An 18,647-nucleotide genomic window follows, 5' to 3' on the forward strand; every position below is an offset into this window, starting at 1 on the left:
ATAGCAAACAATCTCTAGTTCAACCCATGAACGATAAATTCAAAAAGCCACTTCCCGATACTGACCTTTACTACTTCGATACCCGCGAAGCGGTCGAGAGTATCGAAGAAGGTGCTTATGACAAGCTACCATTCTGCTCAAAAGTATTGTGTGAAAACCTAGTACGCCGTTGCCCACCTGAGGATTTGACTGCAGCGCTAAAGCAGCATATCGAAGGCAAGCAAGATTTAGACTTTCCTTGGTATCCTGCCCGCGTGGTCTGTCATGATATCTTGGGTCAGACTGCTTTTGTTGATTTGGCAGGCTTGCGTGACGCCATCGCTGAGCAAGGTGGTGATCCGTCTAAAGTAAACCCTATTGTGCCAACTCAGCTTATTGTTGATCACTCTTTGGCCGTTGAGCATGCAGGCTTTGAAGAAGATGCATTTGAGAAAAACCGTGCGATTGAAGAGCGCCGCAACGATGACCGTTTTCACTTTATCAACTGGTGTCAGTATGCTTTTGACAATGTAAACGTCGTACCGCCTGGTAACGGCATCATGCATCAGATCAACCTAGAGAAAATGTCACCTGTCGTACAGGTTGTGCACAATAAAGCAGGTGAGGAAGTCGCGTTTGCCGATACGCTAGTTGGTACTGATAGTCACACGCCGATGGTCGACGCCCTAGGTGTGATCTCAATCGGTGTCGGCGGTCTAGAAGCTGAAAGCGTCATGCTAGGCAACCCATCATATATGCGTCTGCCTGATTATGTTGGTGTTAAATTAACAGGTAAATTACAAAAAGGCATTACCGGTACGGATTTGGTACTGGCGATGACTGAGTTCTTACGCGATGCAGGTGTGGTCTCTACTTATATTGAGTTCTTTGGTGAAGGTGCCCGTCAGCTGACCGTTGGTGACCGTGCCTCAATCTCTAATATGACACCTGAATATGGTGCCACTGCCGCGATGTTCTATATCGATGAGCAAACCACTGACTATCTACGACTGACTGGTCGCAGTGAAGAACAAATAAAATTGGTTGAACAGTATGCCAAGCAGACAGGTCTATGGGCTGACGGCATGGAAAAAGCGGAGTACGCACGTGTGCTTGAGTTTGATTTGTCGTCAGTAGGTCGTAATATGGCAGGCCCGTCGCGTCCACATGCCCGCGTATCAACTGATGATTTGGTTGCCAAAGGTATCGCCCATGCGCCCGATCAAAAACTACCAGAGCCAAAAGATGGTCTAATGCCAGATGGCGCAGTAATTATCGCTGCGATCACCAGCTGTACCAACACTTCAAACCCACGCAACATGGTTGCCGCAGGCTTAGTTGCTCGTAACGCCAATGCCAAAGGATTATTACGTAAACCTTGGGTGAAGTCATCCTTAGCACCTGGCTCAAAAACGGTCAAAATGTACCTAGAAGAAGCAGGTCTGATGCCAGAATTGCAAGAAATCGGCTTTGATGTGGTTGGCTTTGCTTGTACCACCTGTAATGGTATGAGCGGTGCGCTTGACCCTGATATCGAAAAAGAAATCATTGATAATGATTTATTTACCACGGCAGTGCTGTCGGGTAACCGTAACTTTGATGGTCGTATTCATCCATACGCCAAGCAAGCATTTTTGGCATCGCCACCACTGGTCATTGCGTATGCTATCGCAGGTAACATTCGTTTTGATATTGAAAAAGACTCATTGGGCAAAGATACGGATGGCAATGACGTCTATCTAAAAGACATCTGGTTCGATGATGATGAGGTCGATGCCATCGTTGCGGCGGCTGTTAAGCCTGAGCAGTTCAATTCTGTATATATTCCTATGTTTGATGAAGCCAAAAAAGACACGGGCAAGGCATTAAGCCCACTATACGACTGGCGCGAAATGACCACTTATATCCGCCGTCCGCCGTACTGGGAAGGCAAAATGGCTAAGAAAAACAAACTGACAGGCCTACGTCCACTTGCTGTCCTAGGTGATAATATTACAACCGATCATATGTCACCATCAAACGCCATTCTTGGCTCATCGGCAGCTGGCGAGTACTTAGACACCATGGGCTTGCCTGCTGAGGACTATAACTCGTACGCGACCCATCGCGGCGACCATTTAACCGCACAACGTGCCACCTTTGCCAATCCTAAGCTATTAAACGAGATGGTACGTGATGAAAGTGGTGAGGTTGTCCAAGGTTCACTGGCACGCGTCGAACCAGAAGGCCAAGTCATGCGCATGTGGGAAGCCATTGAAACCTACATGAACCGTGAGCAGCCGCTTATCATCATCGCAGGTGATGGCTATGGTCAAGGCTCAAGCCGCGATTGGGCTGCCAAAGGCGTTCGTCTTGCTGGCGTAGAGGCCGTCGTTGCTGAAGATTTTGAGCGTATTCATCGCCAAAACTTAGTCGGTATGGGCGCGCTACCGCTACAGTTCGAAGAAGGTACGACTCGCCATACGCTAAATATCGATGGTACAGAAACATTTGATGTTACGGGCGAAGTGTCTGCTGGCGGGCTGATGACTCTAGTGATTCATCGTGCCGATGGTAGTACCACTGAGACACCTATTATCTGCCGCTTAGATACGGCTGATGAAGTAAAAATGTACAATGCTGGTGGTATGCTACAACGTTTTGCTAAAGAGTTTATCGAAGGTACGATAGATATTGTCTAGCATTATCCTGTAGGTTTTAGCATGATGAATAGCAAGATATAAAAGTCGCCGATGTTGTATAACTTGTTTATATGACATCGGCTTTTATTTGCTTTCACGTTCTATACATTGGCTTCATATTAGGTAGTAGCTAAATTAGGTAGTAGCTAAATATTGAGTTTGCTTAATTAATGGCGTAATATGTACTATATATTGTACAAGTCATGCAGAATATCATGAAGGGAGTAAGCCATGAGAGTCGTTAGTTTTTCAGAAGCAAGAAAGCACCTAAAATCTGTCCTAGACACGGTAAACGATGATGCCAACGCTACTATCGTAACCCGCCGTGACGCTGATGATGCGGTTGTGATGTCGCTTGATTATTACAATAGCCTGATGGAAACCGTCTATCTACTCAAATCTCCTGCTAATGCGGCGCACTTAGCGGAATCTATTGCCCAATATAAAGCTGGCAAGACTGTCACGCGTGAGCTAATTGATACAGCAGAAAGCAGCGATGACAATGAGCATACGGATAGCGATATTGAAAATGCTTGAACTCAAAGACTTGAATCAACCCAAAGGGTCTAATAATGAGTGAGCAACTAGCTTGGACAGATGCTGCGTGGAAGGACTATCTGTACTGGCAAACCCAAGACAAAAAAACACTCAAACGTATTAACAAACTCATCACCGAATGTAAGCGTAATCCGTTTGAAGGTATTGGCAAACCTGAACCTCTAAAAGAGAACCTATCCGGATTTTGGTCAAGACGCATCGATAATGCCAATCGGTTGGTATACGCCGTCGATGACAACTATCTGGCGATTATCTCTTGTCGCTATCATTATTAACGAGTGCTCTTAGTCGTTCATACTTACTTGCTGATGACACCGCACCCAACCTTATAACAATATAAAAAGGACTTAATACAGTGGCTCAAACCAATTCTAAAATCAATCCTAAATCTAAGCCCTCTTTTGCCCCGCAATTATCAGTTCCGGCTACCTATATGCGAGGTGGTACCTCAAAAGGTACGTTTTTTAAATTGTCTGATCTACCTGAACGCTGCCAAGTTGCTGGTGAGTCACGTGATAACTTCTTATTGCGCATCATTGGTAGCCCCGACCCTTATGGTAAGCAAATCGATGGCTTGGGCAATGGTAGCTCTAGCACCTCAAAAACAGTTATTTTATCGGCCTCTGACAGACCAGATCACGATGTGAACTATCTGTTCGGACAGGTTAATATCGCAAAGCCTATGATTGATTGGGCAGGAAACTGTGGCAACTTAACCGCAGCCGTCGGTGCCTGTGCCATTAATATGGGTCTGGTAGATACTGACAAGATTGCTAATAGTATCGACGAAGATGCTGAAAGCAGCATTTGTGAAGTACGTATTTGGCAAGAGAATATCGGTAAAACGATTATTGCCCATGTGCCAGTGTATAAAGGTGCAAATGATAAGGTGCAAGTCCAAGAAACAGGTGACTTTGAATTAGACGGCGTGACCTTCCCAGCTGCTGAAGTAAAAATCGAGTTTATCGATCCTGTAGATGCCACCAGCGACATGTTCCCTACTGGTAACTTGGTCGATGACTTCGATGTAACGGACTGCGGTTTAAATACCGATAGCGTCCAAGCCACCTTCATTAGCGCGGGTATCCCAACCATCTTTATGAAAGCGGAAGATTTGGGCTTTACGGGTACTGAGTTGCAAGGTGAAATCAACAGAGATGGTGATCTACTTACTAAGCTTGAGAAAATCCGTGCCACAGGCGGCGTTGCGATGGGATTATTCAAAGACGTGAGCGAGGCACAGATCAGTCAACACATTCCTAAAATTGCTTGGGTGGGTGCAGCACAGAGCTATACGGCCTCTAGTAGTAAATCGGTCGATGCGGACGAGATTGATTTAGTCGTACGCGCCATGAGTATGGGTCAATTGCATCACGCCATGATGGGTACAGCAGCAGTCGCTATTGCCGCTGCCGCAACCACACAAGGCACACTCGTCAATCAAGCGGCAGGTGCTGGCGAGCTGACAGAGGTACGTTTTGGTCATCCATCAGGGACATTGCTCGTCGGTGGAAAAACAGAACAAGTCGACGGTCGCTGGCAAGCCAAAAAAGTGTCGATGAGTCGCTCAGCAAGGCGTATTATGATTGGTGAAGTTTTTGTACCAGCGGATGCATTTTAAGCGTAGCCATGGCTTATTTTAATTTACGATAGAGTTTTATGCCAACATCTCCCCAGCCACGCCGTGTGCAATTAGATAAAAAACCTCCCGTCGAGAAAAAAGAACGACGGGCGCTGCTGTGGGATATTCTAAAAAAACTGGCGGTATTTGCTAAACCTTATCGCTTGCTTATTATCGCTACCTTGGCGCTGACCGCATTAGGCTCCTTTACCGCGCAGGTCAACGCGTTTGTGCTGCGTTATACCGTCGATACCTTGACCGAGATTGCCACGCTTGCTGAGCCATGGCAGGCGGGTCTGCGTATGCTAGGGATTATTAGCGCGGTGTTATTGACTAAAGAGATACTGTCGATATTTATCTCTTTTGGTCAGCGTTTTTTTGGTGAAAAAATTCGCATCAATCTGTCGCGCGATTTATCACAGCGCATCATTGAGCGCATCCTGACCTATCGCATGGCTTTTTATACCAGCAGTGAGAATGACAGTGGTAAATTGCAAACCCGTATTGATTACGGGGTTAGCAGTTTAACCAGCCTGGTGCAAAACTTCTTTATCGATATGCTACCGCTATTTGCCAATGCAATTGTGGCACTTATCATCATGTTTTCCACCAATTTTTGGGTTGGTATGGTCGGTCTTATTATCATACCCATTTACTTCTTTATCAGCCAAAAGCAAGCACGTCGTCTGCAAGGGTTTCGTCGGCAGATGCGCGGGTTTCGAGAAGCCAAAAGTGGTTTGGTAATCTCCTTGATCAATTCGATCAGCGTCGTCAAATCTTTCGTTCGTGAGTCTATCGAAGCTGAGAAGCACTTAGCCATTCAAAAAGAAATGACGGATAATCAGCTGCGTATTCGCAGTATTGGTTTTGTTTATGACGCTATCAAAACCTTTATCGAGCAGATTGGCGTCGTGGTTATCATCCTTCTCACCGCTTATTTTGTCCTACAAGGTGAGATGACCATTGGCATGATTTTATTTCATGTCATGCTGTTTCAAAACGTCGCCGCCCCTATCCGTCAATTACACCGCATCTATGACCAGATAAATAATGCATTGACCTATGCCGAAGGTTTTTTTGATATTTTAGAAGACGATAAACAAGTCGAAAACATCGATGGCATCAGTAGTGAAAGCCTACAAGGTCATATTGAGCTTAAAAATGTTGATTTTACCTATCCGAATGGCACGCAAGCGCTAAAAAACGTCAGCTTCACCATCAAGCCAAATCGTATCACTGCATTAGTGGGTCTCTCTGGTGCTGGCAAAAGCACCATTATTAATCTGTTAGTCAAGTTCTACGCGCCAGACGCTGGCACGATATGTTTAGATGGGCATGATTTGGCCGACTGCGATACCCACGAGCTGCGTCAACGCATTGGGCTAGTACTACAGAGCAATCATATTTTTTCGGGTACGATTAGTGAAAACATCCGCTACGGCAATATGAATGCCAGCATTGAGGACATTATCATTGCGGCAAAAAAAGCCTCTATCCACGAGCAGATTATAGGGTTAGCTGATGGCTATGAGAGTACCGCCAAATCCTTATCAGGTGGTCAACAGCAGCGTATCGCGTTGGCAAGGATGTTTCTAAAAGACCCACCTATTGTGTTTTTGGACGAGCCGACCGCCAGCCTAGACGCTATCGCCAGTCAGCAGGTCAAAAAAAGCTTAGATCTCATCAAAAAGGACCGTACCGTCATCATGGTCTCACACAATATTGCTCAAATCATCGATGCCGATGATTTGGTCGTGATAGAAAATGGTGAAGTGGTCGAGATAGGAACTCACGAAGCGCTCTATGCCCAGCGCGGTAAGTATTTTGAGATCTTTAGCGCTATGTCTGATAGCCTAAACTTAGATAAGATTAGCCAAACCCTCAATGGTTAGGCATGGTGAATGCCTGTTTAAATCGTTATAATGCCCCTATTTTACCGCCTATTGCCAGAACCTAAACCATTATGAATTGTGAATTTTCTCTAAAAACCTTTGACGAGCTAACCTCAGTTGATCTTTATCATATTCTAAAAGCACGCTCGCAAGTTTTTGTTGTCGAACAAAACTGTGCCTATCAAGATATGGATGAGGTCGATTTCGATTGCTTGCACCTTATTGCCCATCAAAACGCAGCGTTAGTAGGCTATTGCCGCATCGTTCCGCCCGAATTCAACAAACTAAAATCAAATCTATCGGTTGCTGATCCTGCCATCAAAACCAACCACACTACTATGCCAGCTATTGGTAGAGTGCTCGTACTGTCCGAGCATAGAGGTGACGGTCTAGCACGGCAAATGATGACACAAGCGATTGCCCACTGCCGCAAAAAATATGGCAAAAAGCGCCCGATTATTATCTCGGCCCAGGTTTACTTGCTAAGTTTTTATGAGTCTTTGGGCTTTGTGCCCGAAGGCGAGCATTATCTCGAGGACAATATCGAGCATGTAAAAATGGTGCTATATGTCGCCAAGAAAAACAAAATCAAAAAAGAGAGCACGGACACCGCATCAACCACAACCAAAGTTTTGAGTTTTCTGTTATTTATTATAGCGGCGCTGTTTATCTTAGGGTTGCTATATCTCATGATTTAAACGGCAAGTAAGGTCTTAATTCTTAACACAATTCAAATTGGTTGTTCCATATTGAGTGTGCTACTTTTAAATGACGATGGCTTTAAAAGGATAACCAGAATCATTGGTTAATAAAGCGGCACACTCAAGGAAGAGGACACAACCATGTCAAATAATCATTCAAATACAGCCAATGCAAATACAAAAAATGCAACCGTAGAGAGCAATGTTCGTCCGGAATACGACGTCGAAATCCAAAAGATTGCCGATTATGTGCTTAATTATTCAATAGATGACGAATCATCGAACGCTGCTGAGGCATGGAGCACCGCGCGTTATTGCCTGATGGACACCATTGGCTGCGGTCTGCTGGCGCTGAGATTTCCTGAGTGTACCAAGCACTTAGGCCCTAATTGTTCCGACCAGATAACACCACATGGCGCGCGTGTTCCTGGTACTGCTTATCGGCTAGATCCAATCAAAGCCGCTTTTGATATCGGCTGTATCGTGCGCTGGCTTGACTACAATGACACGTGGCTCGCTGCTGAATGGGGCCATCCTTCCGATAATTTAGGTGGTATCTTGGCGGTCGCGGACTATATCAGTCAGAAAAACATCAGCCAAGGACAAGCGCCGCTCACAATGAAAACTGTGCTTGAGGCGATGATCATGGCGCATGAAATTCAAGGCGTACTCGCACTTGAAAACTCATTCAACCGTGTGGGGCTCGATCATGTGTTTTTGGTCAAACTGGCTTCAACTGCGGTGGTTGCCAAACTCTACCAGTTACCCCGTGAGCGCATCATGGCAGCTATCTCACAAGCCCTCGTTGATGGTCAGGCACTGCGTACCTATCGCCATGCCCCCAATGCTGGCAGCCGCAAATCATGGGCAGCCGGTGACGCTACCAGTCGTGCAGTACGCCTAGTAGATATCACCGCGCGTGGCGAGATGGGTATCCCCGGCGCATTGACCGCATCGCAGTGGGGGTTTTATGATGTGCTATTTAGCCATACCAATCAGAATCTGGCCACAAAGCCGGAAGACGAGCGACGTTTTACCTTTCAGCGTGATTTTGGCAGTTACGTGATGGAAAATATTTTATTCAAAATAAGCTTCCCTGCTGAATTTCACGCCCAGACCGCTTGTGAAGCAGCGGTCATTTTGCATCCACATGTCAAAGGTCGAGTGGATGATATCGAAAAAATCGTTTTGACCACGCATGACTCTGCGATTCGTATCATCTCAAAAGAAGGCGCGCTTGATAACCCAGCGGATCGCGATCATTGCTTACAGTATATGGTAGCCGTGCCACTGTTGACGGGTGATCTAATGGCAGAGCACTATGAGGACGACTATCACGAGGAGCATCTATCCATCGATGAGCTGCGCGGCAAAATGGTAGTAGAAGAAAATGTACAGTACTCAAAGGACTATCATGATCCTAGTAAGCGCTCTATCGCCAATGCCATTCAAATATTTTTTGCAGATGGTAGCAGCACAGAAAAAGTTGCCATTGAATATCCCATCGGTCATAAGCGCCGCCGCGCCGAAGGCATTCCTGTATTAGAGGCAAAGTTCCGTGCCAGTCTGGCAACCCGCTTTGTCGACAGCCGTTGTCAGCAGATCATTGAATTGTGTGACGATCAAGAAAGACTAGAACAAACACCGGTAAATGAGTTTATGGACTTATTCATGGCTTACTAATTACGACTGATTAACGGCGCATCTTTTATGGTCTTATTTAGCTAATATAACTGCTACCAAGGTATGGACTCTCCCGCCCAATCGACAAAACTACCTGATTGAGCAGCTGTCATACCTGATAGCACATCTAACAAGCACTTCGCGCTATATGCTGGCGAGAACAGATGTCCTTCAGCGACATTGCCTTGGAACGGCGCGGAGAGCTGAGTATCAACAGTGCCTGGTTGCATGACAACCACGCACACTTCTTTTAGTGACCTGCCCCATTCGATACTTAGATTTTTCATACCCATATTGAGCGCCGCCTTACTCATTCTATAGCTATACCAACCGCCGAGCTGATTGTCAGTAATACTGCCAACACGGGCCGATATGGTCGCAAAAATCGCTGGATGCTCAGCACTACGTTCAGCTTTGGCGAACAATGGCTTGATGTGCTTGGCGATGAGCAACCCGGCTAACGCATTGATTTGCATATTTTGCAAAAAAAACTCGGTATCCATTTGTCGCAGCGCTTTCTCTGGCTGCGCGGTATCTGTATGCAATAACCCCACGCAGTTGATGACCCAATCTATATGACCGACTGTCTGTTTGATGGTATCAGCCGCTTTTTCGATGCTGTCCTCATCGCTGATATCCATCGGTAGCCAGTGCAGGTTTTCTGTTTCGATATCAGGTTCAGTGCGATGATAAGTGGCAAATATTTGTACACCATGGCTGTTATTGGCTTGCACCAGCTGCTGGATCATAGCTTGACCAATACCGCCTGTACCACCGATAATCAGGTAAATTTTGTCATTCATATGATACTTTTCCTTGTTTATAAGTCTTTATTTATTTTGGCTGATTTTATGAGGGTTTGCTATAGTCAATATACGCTACAATAATTGCTAGCGATTAAACCGACGTTTTGTTGTATCTTATTTTTATATTGATGTTTTTATACGGATATCAGCGCCTTATGCTATCACCTCAAGACCAATTGACCGAACTAGTACGTGCCTTAGAGAGCGATCAGCATGTGTTTGCTACTGACCCGTTACTTATCACTGAAAAACTACAGGGTGAGGATGGCACACCTATCCAAAAATTGCACAGACGTGCATCTCGTATCGATAGCAATGGGGCGCTCGCTCGGGTACTTGGTAAAATTGATGGTCGCATAAAAGGCATTATGATTGTCATGAGTGTGGTGTGGTGCCTATCAGGGTTTTTGGGATTGTTTACCCTCTTGCAGTCCAACGTCGTGAATTTCTTTTATGTACTGGTCTGCTTGCTTGGGTTCCACACTATTATGCTTGGCGGTTGGCTGGTCATGACACTCATCAACCGAGACCAACAAGCGCCCAGTTGGTTTGCCAGCTTTGTCAGTCCAAGCTACCTCATACGTGGTAAGGACGATGTGACCAAGGCGGCAGTCGATCTGTATGAGCGACAATTGCAGCATAGCGGTATGCGCTGGTATCTGGGTAGATTCAGCCATCAGTTGTGGCTTGCAACGCTGACGGGTATGCTGCTTGCGATTATATTTTTGTTGATTGTGCGCCAGTATAGCTTTAGCTGGGAGTCGACTTTGCTCTCTGATCAGGCACTAGTAAGCTTGACTCAAATACTCGGCTGGTTGCCAAGTATGGTTGGGTTCGATGTGCCAGACAGTACCGCCATTGCCCAAAGCCGCCTTGTGACAGACGCCATGCCATTGTCTGTTGCACGGCAATGGGCAGGCTTACTAGTGGGTAGCTTGCTTATGTACGGCATTGTGCCGCGCGCAATCGCATGGGCATTTTGTGCCTTGATGTTCCGCCGCAAAAAAATGCGCTTAGACATCAAGCAGCCGTGTTATCAAAAGATAATCAATTTTTGGCAGCGCCATGTGGTTGATGCCGATGACTTTACAGAAGCGTCAGTACCTATCGCACCCAAAGCGGCGGTGAGTGCTGGCAAGAAACTGGTTGCCCTACTCGAATACCCCTCAGATCAGCAAACATGGTGGCAGTCAGGTCTTGAAAAATCAGAAAGCATTGAGAATTTCGGTATTGTGGATGACCGTGAGGACATGGCACGTCTCAAAGACTACTTGGATGAGCATCCAGTACAAGTACTACTGGGTATTCATAGCAAGGCATTGCCTGACCGTGGTACGCTACGTAAGCTTGACCAAATCGCCGCTCATGCAACAGATGGACTGATTGTACAGCTACTCAGTGACACTCAACCACTTACTGATACTGATTTGACACCTAACGATGCCCCAATAGACAAACAAGCCGTTCGCTATCAGCAGTGGCAAACCGCACTCTCTGCGCGAAAAATTGGTTTAGTTGACGTTAATTATTAGACTATGGACTCTTTTAGAGTCGTATTTTTAAGGGACTTTTTAAGCGACAATTGTCATCGTAACTAAAACAACATAACACAAGTATGATAGATCAATGGTTGTATCTCTCATGACCCGCTAAAAATTAGCGATAAAGGTCATTGAGTTAACAAGGATGTTTTATAGTGGCTAGGAGCCCGATATGGCAGCAGACAATACTCTCTTGACGCTCGGTCAGTATGGTCAGGTATTAGACGATTACAAAGAGGCACTAAACCAAAGCATACTAGCGGCCTCCCCCGAGTCATGGCAGCCGATGCTGGCAAGTATCTTACCTGCACACTGGCAAGAATGGTTATTGCCGCTGGCAGGCGGCCCTTTCTTCTTACTGTTTTTGGCGGAGTGGTTCTATCAGTCTAGGCGTGGTAACGGTAAGCACTTTAGCTGGCGCCGTGCGATGACCAATTTTAGTTTGGGTGGTTCCTACTTGGGGTTTGAGCTGATTGTCCAAGCACTGATCGTGCTACCTATTTGCCTGTGGTTGTATCAATATCGATTGTTTACCATCGAGGTGACATGGCTGACAGCCATCCCTATATTTGTCGCTGTTGAATTTAGCTACTATTGGTTTCACCGTGCATCACACCGTATGAATTGGTTTTGGTCAGCGCATGTCGTACATCACTCAGATGATAATATGAACTTATCGACTGCTATGCGCCAGAGTCTGCTGTACTCAGTAACGGGCTGGTGGGTGTTCTTTGTTCCACTGATGCTGCTAGGCGTGCATCCTGTCTGGGTATTTTTCTTTTATGCGCTAGATCTGATCTATCAGTTCTTTATCCATACCGAAGCGGTTGGGAAATTCCCAAAATGGATTGAATATATTTTTGACACACCATCCAATCACCGCGCCCATCATGGCACCAACAACGAATATATTGACCAAAACTACGGCGGCGTCCTTATTATTTTTGACCGTTGGTTTGGTACTTATGTAGAAGAAGACATAAGCAATAATCCCGTCAGATATGGTGCAGTTGGTGAGGATAGCCATGACAATATTATTAGTCTGATATTTGGGGTCTTTTACCGCATGTGGCAGCGGTTTTTTCGTGCTAAAGGGTTTAAGAAAAAACTCAAAGTGCTACTACGCCCGCCTAGCGCAATCTCATAGGTTATTTATAACGGCGATGTATCGAAGCAATAGTACGTATGCATAACCAACACTCAACCAGATTTTTTTACTATATATGGCTATTTTAGTCATCAATAATGATAAGACGCAATTATGAATAATGATAATAAAAAAGATAATCACGAAAACCATAAGCCTGTTGGTCTCTTTGCAGATAAGGCGTTGCCTAGTGACACGGATAACAACGTCAGTCTCAATAATAAACCCAATAGCTTGCAAGCGGCAATCGATCAGCCGAAGCTAACTGATGACAATCAACCGGTATCAAATGAATCAGCAGCGCCAACTGCAACCAAAAACATAACAAAGACAACCATCGCCAGTGGCGATGCACTAAAATTAGCAGTGGTTGGTCATACCAATACCGGTAAAACGTCCATACTGCGCACCTTACTGCGTGACGTGTATTTTGGTGAGGTCAAAAACGAAGCAGCAACCACACGCCATGTAGAACAAGCAAGCCTGACAGACAGTAAAACGGGGGAGATACTGGTAGCATTGTACGACACGCCAGGTCTAGAGGATGCATCAGGACTGATGGACTGGTTGGAGGACAATACCGCCAGTCGCCGTGATGGTATTGAGCGTTTGCAGCAATTTTTGGCTGCCGATGTTGCTCAAGGTGCAGACAGCTATGACTTGTCCTATGATTATAGCCAAGAAGCCAAGGTGATTCGTCAGCTGCTAGCAAGTGATATGGCCATATATGTGGTAGATGCGCGCGAGCCTGTATTGGGTAAATATAAAGACGAGCTGGCTATTTTATCTTGGGCGGCTATTCCTGTCATGCCCGTTTTTAATTTTACTGACAGTCAGGATGCCAATATCGATGACTGGCAGACCATGCTGGCAAGACGCAATCTACATATCTCTACACGTTTTGATTCCGTTGCGTTTGAGTTTGAGGACGAGATGCGTTTATGGACCAATCTTGCTACCATGCTCACCCACTCTGAGATGCTTGAGCAATTGATGCAGCGCCGGACTGAGGACTGGGCACAGCTGTATGATGAAGCCAATATCATCATTGCGGATTTTTTATTGAATGTCGCTGCATTCGTACGTGAGATCAATGAAGATGATGACCCGATGCCTATATTGGCACAAATGCAAGAAGCGGTCAGACAAAGTGAGCGTGCGATGCAGCACAACCTTCTTAATCTTTATAAATTCTATGATAATGCTGTGGCGGCAACCCCACTTGAACTGCAAGCCTACCAACAAGACCCATTCGATCCTGAATTGCTCAAAAGCTATGGTATCCGCACCACGTCTGGTGCCGCAGCGGGTGCGCTACTGGGGTTGGGTATTGATGCAGCGGCGCTTGGCACGACATTGGGTTTAGGTGCTGCAATTGGCGGTATCGCAGGCGGGTTACTGTCTAATACCAGTAGTATTGCTGATAGAATCACAGGAGTAAAACGCTTATATATCGATCCTGCGACATTGACATTGCTTGCTACGCGAGCGATAGACTTACTCACTGCCTTGCGTCATCGCGGTCATGCTGCGACAGACGCCACTCAACTGTTATACAAAGGCGAAAAAGATAGCCTTGAGACATCATTAAATAATGATGACGATAATGAAGAGGTTCAATCTATTACCGTATGGCCCACACACAAATTGCCAAGCGAGCTAAAAAAAGCTCGCGGCAAACCGCAATGGTCATCGCTTAGCAGTGGCAAGTCCGAACAAGCGCAGTTGCTACGTACAGACATGGCATGGTCGCTGTCAGGTAAGCTACAATCATATAAGCGCGAATCGTAACCATATACAGTAAGCAAAACCTAATAGGGCTACATTAGTTTTGTGCCGCTAGTTTTTTGCCTCCAATAAAGCACTTAATGCCTCGGTGCCGCGTACGTCTGTTTGCTGTAGATAAATCGGATACAAGGGATACTTGGAAAAATTCTTTTCAATATCCTGCATTAACTGCTGTTGGCGCTCTGCACGGCGGCGCCAAAACTCATCCGATTGAGTGAGCGTTATCAGCTGGTTAATAACTATCGCTGCTGGTGTGAGCTTACTCTCTTCTAGTTGCTCAATAGCTCGCTTAGTCTCTGCCAATGGCAGAACATCCGCAGTCATAACCAATACAATTGCGGTTTGGGTGCGGTCATGTAGTAGTAACCCTGCCTGTCGAAATAATTGCTTGCGCTTCTCTAATACCGATACCGCTTGCTCCCAGCGATCAGTTTTTTTTGCTGCAAATGGATTTGGCACTTCTTTTGTAAGGGAGTCGGTTTGATGGCTCTTTTGATTACTTTTCTGATTATGACTGTCCAAATGCGTCGCCACTGAGCGCAGTTTGGCTTGTCTACGCTGCTGCGCTAGTAGACCATCTGTCCATGCTCCCATCATCTCTGGTAGTACCAATAATCTTAAGGTATGTCCCGTAGGTGCAGTATCAAAGATAATATGTTCATAACCTGCACTCGCGGCTGCAACCAAATGCTGACACATTGATTCAAGCATCGCTGCTTCCTGGGCACCAGGTGCTGACTTTGATAGTCTCAAATGCTCACGAATTTTGGGCATCATATCTGGATTGGCATAGGACTTAATCGTATGTTCAACTTGGGCAAAGTGCTCGTCAACGATAATATCAGGGTCTAGCTCGATGGCATCTAGGTAGGGAGAGATGACTGTTTTCTCGTTCTTTAAACGGGTATTTAGGACATCACCCAAACTGTGTGCAGGATCGGTTGAAACAATTAAGGTTTTTTGCTGTTGGCTTGCGTAATAGCTGGCAAGTGCAGCCGCAGTGGTGGTTTTTCCTACACCGCCCTTGCCTCCGATAAATATAATCGGCTGTGTCGTTAGCTGTTCTACGAATCCATGTAAGTGATGTAATGCCATATCTCTATCTCATTTTTCAAACTGTTTTTATTTTTCTCTAGCTACCAAACCCCTAGCAACAACCAACATGATCAAATGGACATCTATCCATGCCCATACGCGTATGCCACTCATGAAAGTTCTCTAAAAACAATGGCTGCAACTCTAACGTATAAAAGCTGGCGGGATTATCGATGCCCAAACTCTCAGCAAACATGAGTAGCATAAAAAAATCCTCCTCATCACGGGCAGCTCGTGCCATTGTCTGTCGATAAGGCGCATGATAAAACTCATTTAGACCAGCAGCAAACCGTTGCCACCATGGTTGGGCGCTTTTGGTGTCTGCTAAAATATTTTTATTTTCCATAATACACTCACCCCTTTTCTTATTTATTGTTATCTATCATGCCTATATGATACAAAAAACGCCAGCAATTGCTGCTAGCGTTTTTGTTTGGTAAACATGTTAGACAGCTAAGAGCTTAAACCTCTCCGCCTTTACCTTTATGTATTGACCACTCTTTACGTAGTACGGATAGACTCTCGAACGTCACTAAGACTGTAGCGATCAAGATAATGATATCCATGATGATCAGCAGCCAATTTCCATCTGTGAAGAAGGTTTTTAACTGAATCAGTAGTGCAAAGACAGTCATGACCAACAGGAATGATAACGGCGCTAAGGTGTACCAAACTGGCTTGCCTTTGCGTAGCAAAATGACCGTTACAATCATTAAGGTCAATGCTGCCATGAGCTGGTTAGTTGTACCAAATAATGGCCAAATAATCATACCACCAGCACCATCAATACCACCAGCACCAAAGGCTAATAGCAAACAGCTGCCAACAGCAAGTAACGTTGCCACGACGCTTTTATTCAGTATTGGTAAATTATAAAACTCGCCAAACTCTTGGAAAATATAACGTTGTAAGCGTACGCCAGTATCCATGGTGGTACCTGCAAACAATGCTGCCATAACTGTAAGCATCGTCTGTGATAACACCATATCGATACCAACACCAGCATTCAAAATAGTCGCACCGCCATCAATAAAGGCACCGATAGAACCATCACCAAATTTTTGATAGACCGCTTGCCAATCTCCAAGTGTCGCAAAGCCTGCTGTTGCTGCTAAAATTGCGCCAAGCGCCAACATGCCCTCGCCTAATGCGCCAAAATAACCAACAAAACGCGCGTCTTCTTCTTTATCAATCTGCTTAGATGTCGTCCCTGTCGCAACCAGACCGTGGAACCCAGATATCGCACCACAAGCAATGGTCACAAACAATAGCGGCATAAGTGAGGGTGTATCAACGGGCAATGTTGTATTTATTGCTGGTGCCACGATGTCTGGCGTACCAATAAAAATAGCAGCATATAACAGAATCAAACCGACAAACAACTGCAATCCGTTGATGTAATCACGAGGCTGAAGCAGCATCCATACAGGTAGCAACGAGGCGATAGCTGCATAGCTGAACAAAATAATAATCCAAACCGCATTATCAGGCAGTCCAAAGACCGTCTCAGGCAATACAATCGGGAACATAGGGCCAAGATAGATAAGGCCATATAGTGCACTAACACCAATGATAGATACCCAAACGAGATTCATCTTGTAGCGATAAATACACTGGCCAATGATAAGCGCAACTACCAAGGCTCCCCAAACTGGCAGTACAGCAGATGGGGTTTTGATCATCATGTTTGCAATAGCCACACCAAATACGGCATTAACCATCAGCAATAGCAAGAAAATCACAACCATCATCAGACTACGGACACGCGTGCCCATGACAGTACCAGCAATAGAGCCAATCGATTGACCTCTGTTGCGCATACTTGCCCAAATGGCTGACATATCATGTACACCAGCCATAAAAATGGTGCCAAATACTACCCAAATAACGGCAGGTACCCAGCCCCAAATAACAGCAATCGCAGGACCGATAATCGGTGCAGCACCTGCCACCGATGTAAAGTGATGTCCCCAAAGCACATACTTGTTGGTGGGGACATAATCGACCCCATCTTTCATAGTGTGTGCTGGCGTGGGACGGCTGTTATCCAATGCCAATATCTTAGTAGCAATGAATTTTGAGTAAAACACGTAGCCGCACAGCATGGCAGCAACGCCAAATAGAAGTACAATAGCACTATTCATCTCATCTCTCCCTAGACAAGTAGTAGGTAGCCGTATAAGTTCAAGCTTTTTAAATCAAAATATAAAAAATATGCTAAATTAGTGTGCGGTGAGTGACTCATCTCACCCATAATCGGATAAATCGTAGGAACGTTGAAAGACAAATATCAGTACAATCTTGCATTTTACAATTAGAGCACGTCACTAAGTAGCATATAGTGTTGTGAGTCTTTATTTAAAATTCTGGTTGAATAGTAACCGATTTCACGACAAATGTAACGTATGTAAGAGATGAAAAACAACAAATAAAGGAAGCGCAATGGCACATTATTTTGGATTCCACCCTTCAGATAAATTAAAAGCATTAATTAGTGAGGCCGAACAAGTCGTTGCTTCAGATGAACACGTGGAATATTATCCTTACCGCGATGCGCTTACACACCAGACCGCTCGTGACTTGACGGACAATTTATTGATTGGTTTGGTAGAGATTATTCCAAACCCTGAGCGTCAAGCATCTATGCGTAAAATCGTCGGAACGATTGAGAGTACTACCGACACCCTACTTAATATCTTATTGGGTAAAGAAAATAACGAAGAGGTATTACCGAGCTTTCATTTTTTGAGAGATCATGCGACATTTATCGATAATGAAGGTGCCAAACGGGTAGGCTTCAAGCTGTCTGAAGCAAATGCAAGAACCATCGTCGAAGGGTTTGCTGCTATCACACCGGAGCACGTCGATAGAGCCAAGTTCAAGACAGCACTAGAAACGATGAACGACGCCACACTAACTCATTTTGTGACTCGCTATGCCGAAACGCTAAAGCTCGGTATGATCAAGCGTAAGTCAGTACCAGTTGCGAAATCGGCAATTGATAAGGGTATGAATATGGCCCTCAATAAGCTATTACCCGACTTACCCAATGACTCGCTTAACCGTTTAGCGAATTATTACCGCCCATTTATTGTAGAAAAGCCAGAATAACCCTAAAAGTTAGATTAATTTTGTCCTAAACGCTTTATGACGTT

The 18,647-nt window shown here is 45.3% G+C and carries 15 protein-coding genes; 11 read left to right on the forward strand and 4 right to left on the reverse strand.

The window, feature by feature from the left end:
• The first annotated feature begins 26 nt into the window (after positions 1 to 26).
• From acnD to ACTXGL_RS09515, 7 genes are all read left to right on the forward strand, one after another.
• Entirely contained in the window at positions 27 to 2,660 is a 2,634-nt protein-coding gene (acnD, locus tag ACTXGL_RS09485) for a Fe/S-dependent 2-methylisocitrate dehydratase AcnD (RefSeq protein WP_443526641.1), read from the forward strand.
• A 231-nt stretch (positions 2,661 to 2,891) separates the two neighbouring features.
• A complete protein-coding gene (locus ACTXGL_RS09490; protein ID WP_443526482.1) occupies positions 2,892 to 3,197 on the forward strand; it encodes a type II toxin-antitoxin system Phd/YefM family antitoxin in 306 nt (101 codons plus the stop codon).
• A gap of 35 nt (positions 3,198 to 3,232) precedes the next feature.
• A complete protein-coding gene (locus ACTXGL_RS09495) occupies positions 3,233 to 3,493 on the forward strand; it encodes a Txe/YoeB family addiction module toxin (protein WP_443526484.1) in 261 nt (86 codons plus the stop codon).
• 80 nt (positions 3,494 to 3,573) lie between these two features.
• The gene (prpF, locus tag ACTXGL_RS09500) at positions 3,574 to 4,839 is read left to right on the forward strand and encodes a 2-methylaconitate cis-trans isomerase PrpF (protein ID WP_443526486.1); all 1,266 of its coding nucleotides are present in this window, start codon (positions 3,574 to 3,576) and stop codon (positions 4,837 to 4,839) included.
• 38 nt (positions 4,840 to 4,877) lie between these two features.
• Entirely contained in the window at positions 4,878 to 6,731 is a 1,854-nt protein-coding gene (locus ACTXGL_RS09505) for an ABC transporter ATP-binding protein (protein ID WP_443526488.1), read from the forward strand.
• Between the two features lie 71 nt (positions 6,732 to 6,802).
• On the forward strand, positions 6,803 to 7,429 hold the full coding sequence (locus tag ACTXGL_RS09510) for a GNAT family N-acetyltransferase (protein WP_443526489.1): 627 nt from the start codon (positions 6,803 to 6,805) through the stop codon (positions 7,427 to 7,429).
• Between the two features lie 144 nt (positions 7,430 to 7,573).
• On the forward strand, positions 7,574 to 9,115 hold the full coding sequence (locus tag ACTXGL_RS09515; protein ID WP_443526491.1) for a bifunctional 2-methylcitrate dehydratase/aconitate hydratase: 1,542 nt from the start codon (positions 7,574 to 7,576) through the stop codon (positions 9,113 to 9,115).
• Positions 9,116 to 9,168: 53 nt separating this feature from the next.
• Here ACTXGL_RS09515 and ACTXGL_RS09520 read toward each other — a convergent pair whose 3' ends face one another.
• Positions 9,169 to 9,918 (reverse strand): SDR family oxidoreductase, encoded by a 750-nt coding sequence (locus ACTXGL_RS09520; RefSeq protein WP_443526493.1) that lies wholly within the window; start codon positions 9,916 to 9,918, stop codon positions 9,169 to 9,171.
• Between the two features lie 158 nt (positions 9,919 to 10,076).
• Here ACTXGL_RS09520 and ACTXGL_RS09525 point away from each other — a divergent pair, with 158 nt between their 5' ends.
• The 3 genes from ACTXGL_RS09525 (at position 10,077) to ACTXGL_RS09535 (ending at position 14,400) form a co-directional block, all read left to right on the forward strand.
• Complete coding sequence (locus ACTXGL_RS09525; RefSeq protein WP_443526495.1) at positions 10,077 to 11,453, forward strand: DUF2868 domain-containing protein; 1,377 nt, start codon at positions 10,077 to 10,079, stop codon at positions 11,451 to 11,453.
• Positions 11,454 to 11,634: 181 nt separating this feature from the next.
• Positions 11,635 to 12,609: a sterol desaturase family protein gene (locus tag ACTXGL_RS09530; RefSeq protein WP_443526496.1), complete on the forward strand. Its 975-nt coding sequence runs from the start codon at positions 11,635 to 11,637 to the stop codon at positions 12,607 to 12,609.
• A gap of 114 nt (positions 12,610 to 12,723) precedes the next feature.
• On the forward strand, positions 12,724 to 14,400 hold the full coding sequence (locus tag ACTXGL_RS09535; RefSeq protein ID WP_443526497.1) for a DUF3482 domain-containing protein: 1,677 nt from the start codon (positions 12,724 to 12,726) through the stop codon (positions 14,398 to 14,400).
• Positions 14,401 to 14,448: 48 nt separating this feature from the next.
• Here ACTXGL_RS09535 and ACTXGL_RS09540 read toward each other — a convergent pair whose 3' ends face one another.
• The 3 genes from ACTXGL_RS09540 to ACTXGL_RS09550 form a co-directional block, all read right to left on the reverse strand.
• Entirely contained in the window at positions 14,449 to 15,492 is a 1,044-nt protein-coding gene (locus ACTXGL_RS09540; RefSeq protein ID WP_319051659.1) for an ArsA family ATPase, read from the reverse strand.
• Between the two features lie 52 nt (positions 15,493 to 15,544).
• On the reverse strand, positions 15,545 to 15,838 hold the full coding sequence (locus ACTXGL_RS09545; protein WP_319051658.1) for a cory-CC-star protein: 294 nt from the start codon (positions 15,836 to 15,838) through the stop codon (positions 15,545 to 15,547).
• Between the two features lie 115 nt (positions 15,839 to 15,953).
• Positions 15,954 to 17,636 carry a carbon starvation CstA family protein gene (locus ACTXGL_RS09550; protein WP_443526499.1) on the reverse strand — a complete coding sequence of 561 codons (1,683 nt, stop codon included), beginning with the start codon at positions 17,634 to 17,636 and terminating at the stop codon, positions 15,954 to 15,956.
• A gap of 298 nt (positions 17,637 to 17,934) precedes the next feature.
• On the opposite strand from ACTXGL_RS09550, the gene ACTXGL_RS09555 reads away from it, so the two are divergent.
• Complete coding sequence (locus ACTXGL_RS09555; protein WP_443526501.1) at positions 17,935 to 18,603, forward strand: hypothetical protein; 669 nt, start codon at positions 17,935 to 17,937, stop codon at positions 18,601 to 18,603.
• Positions 18,604 to 18,647: the final 44 nt, after the last annotated feature.

The sequence above is a fragment of the Psychrobacter sp. T6-6 genome (assembly GCF_052258185.1).
GTDB lineage: Bacteria > Pseudomonadota > Gammaproteobacteria > Pseudomonadales > Moraxellaceae > Psychrobacter.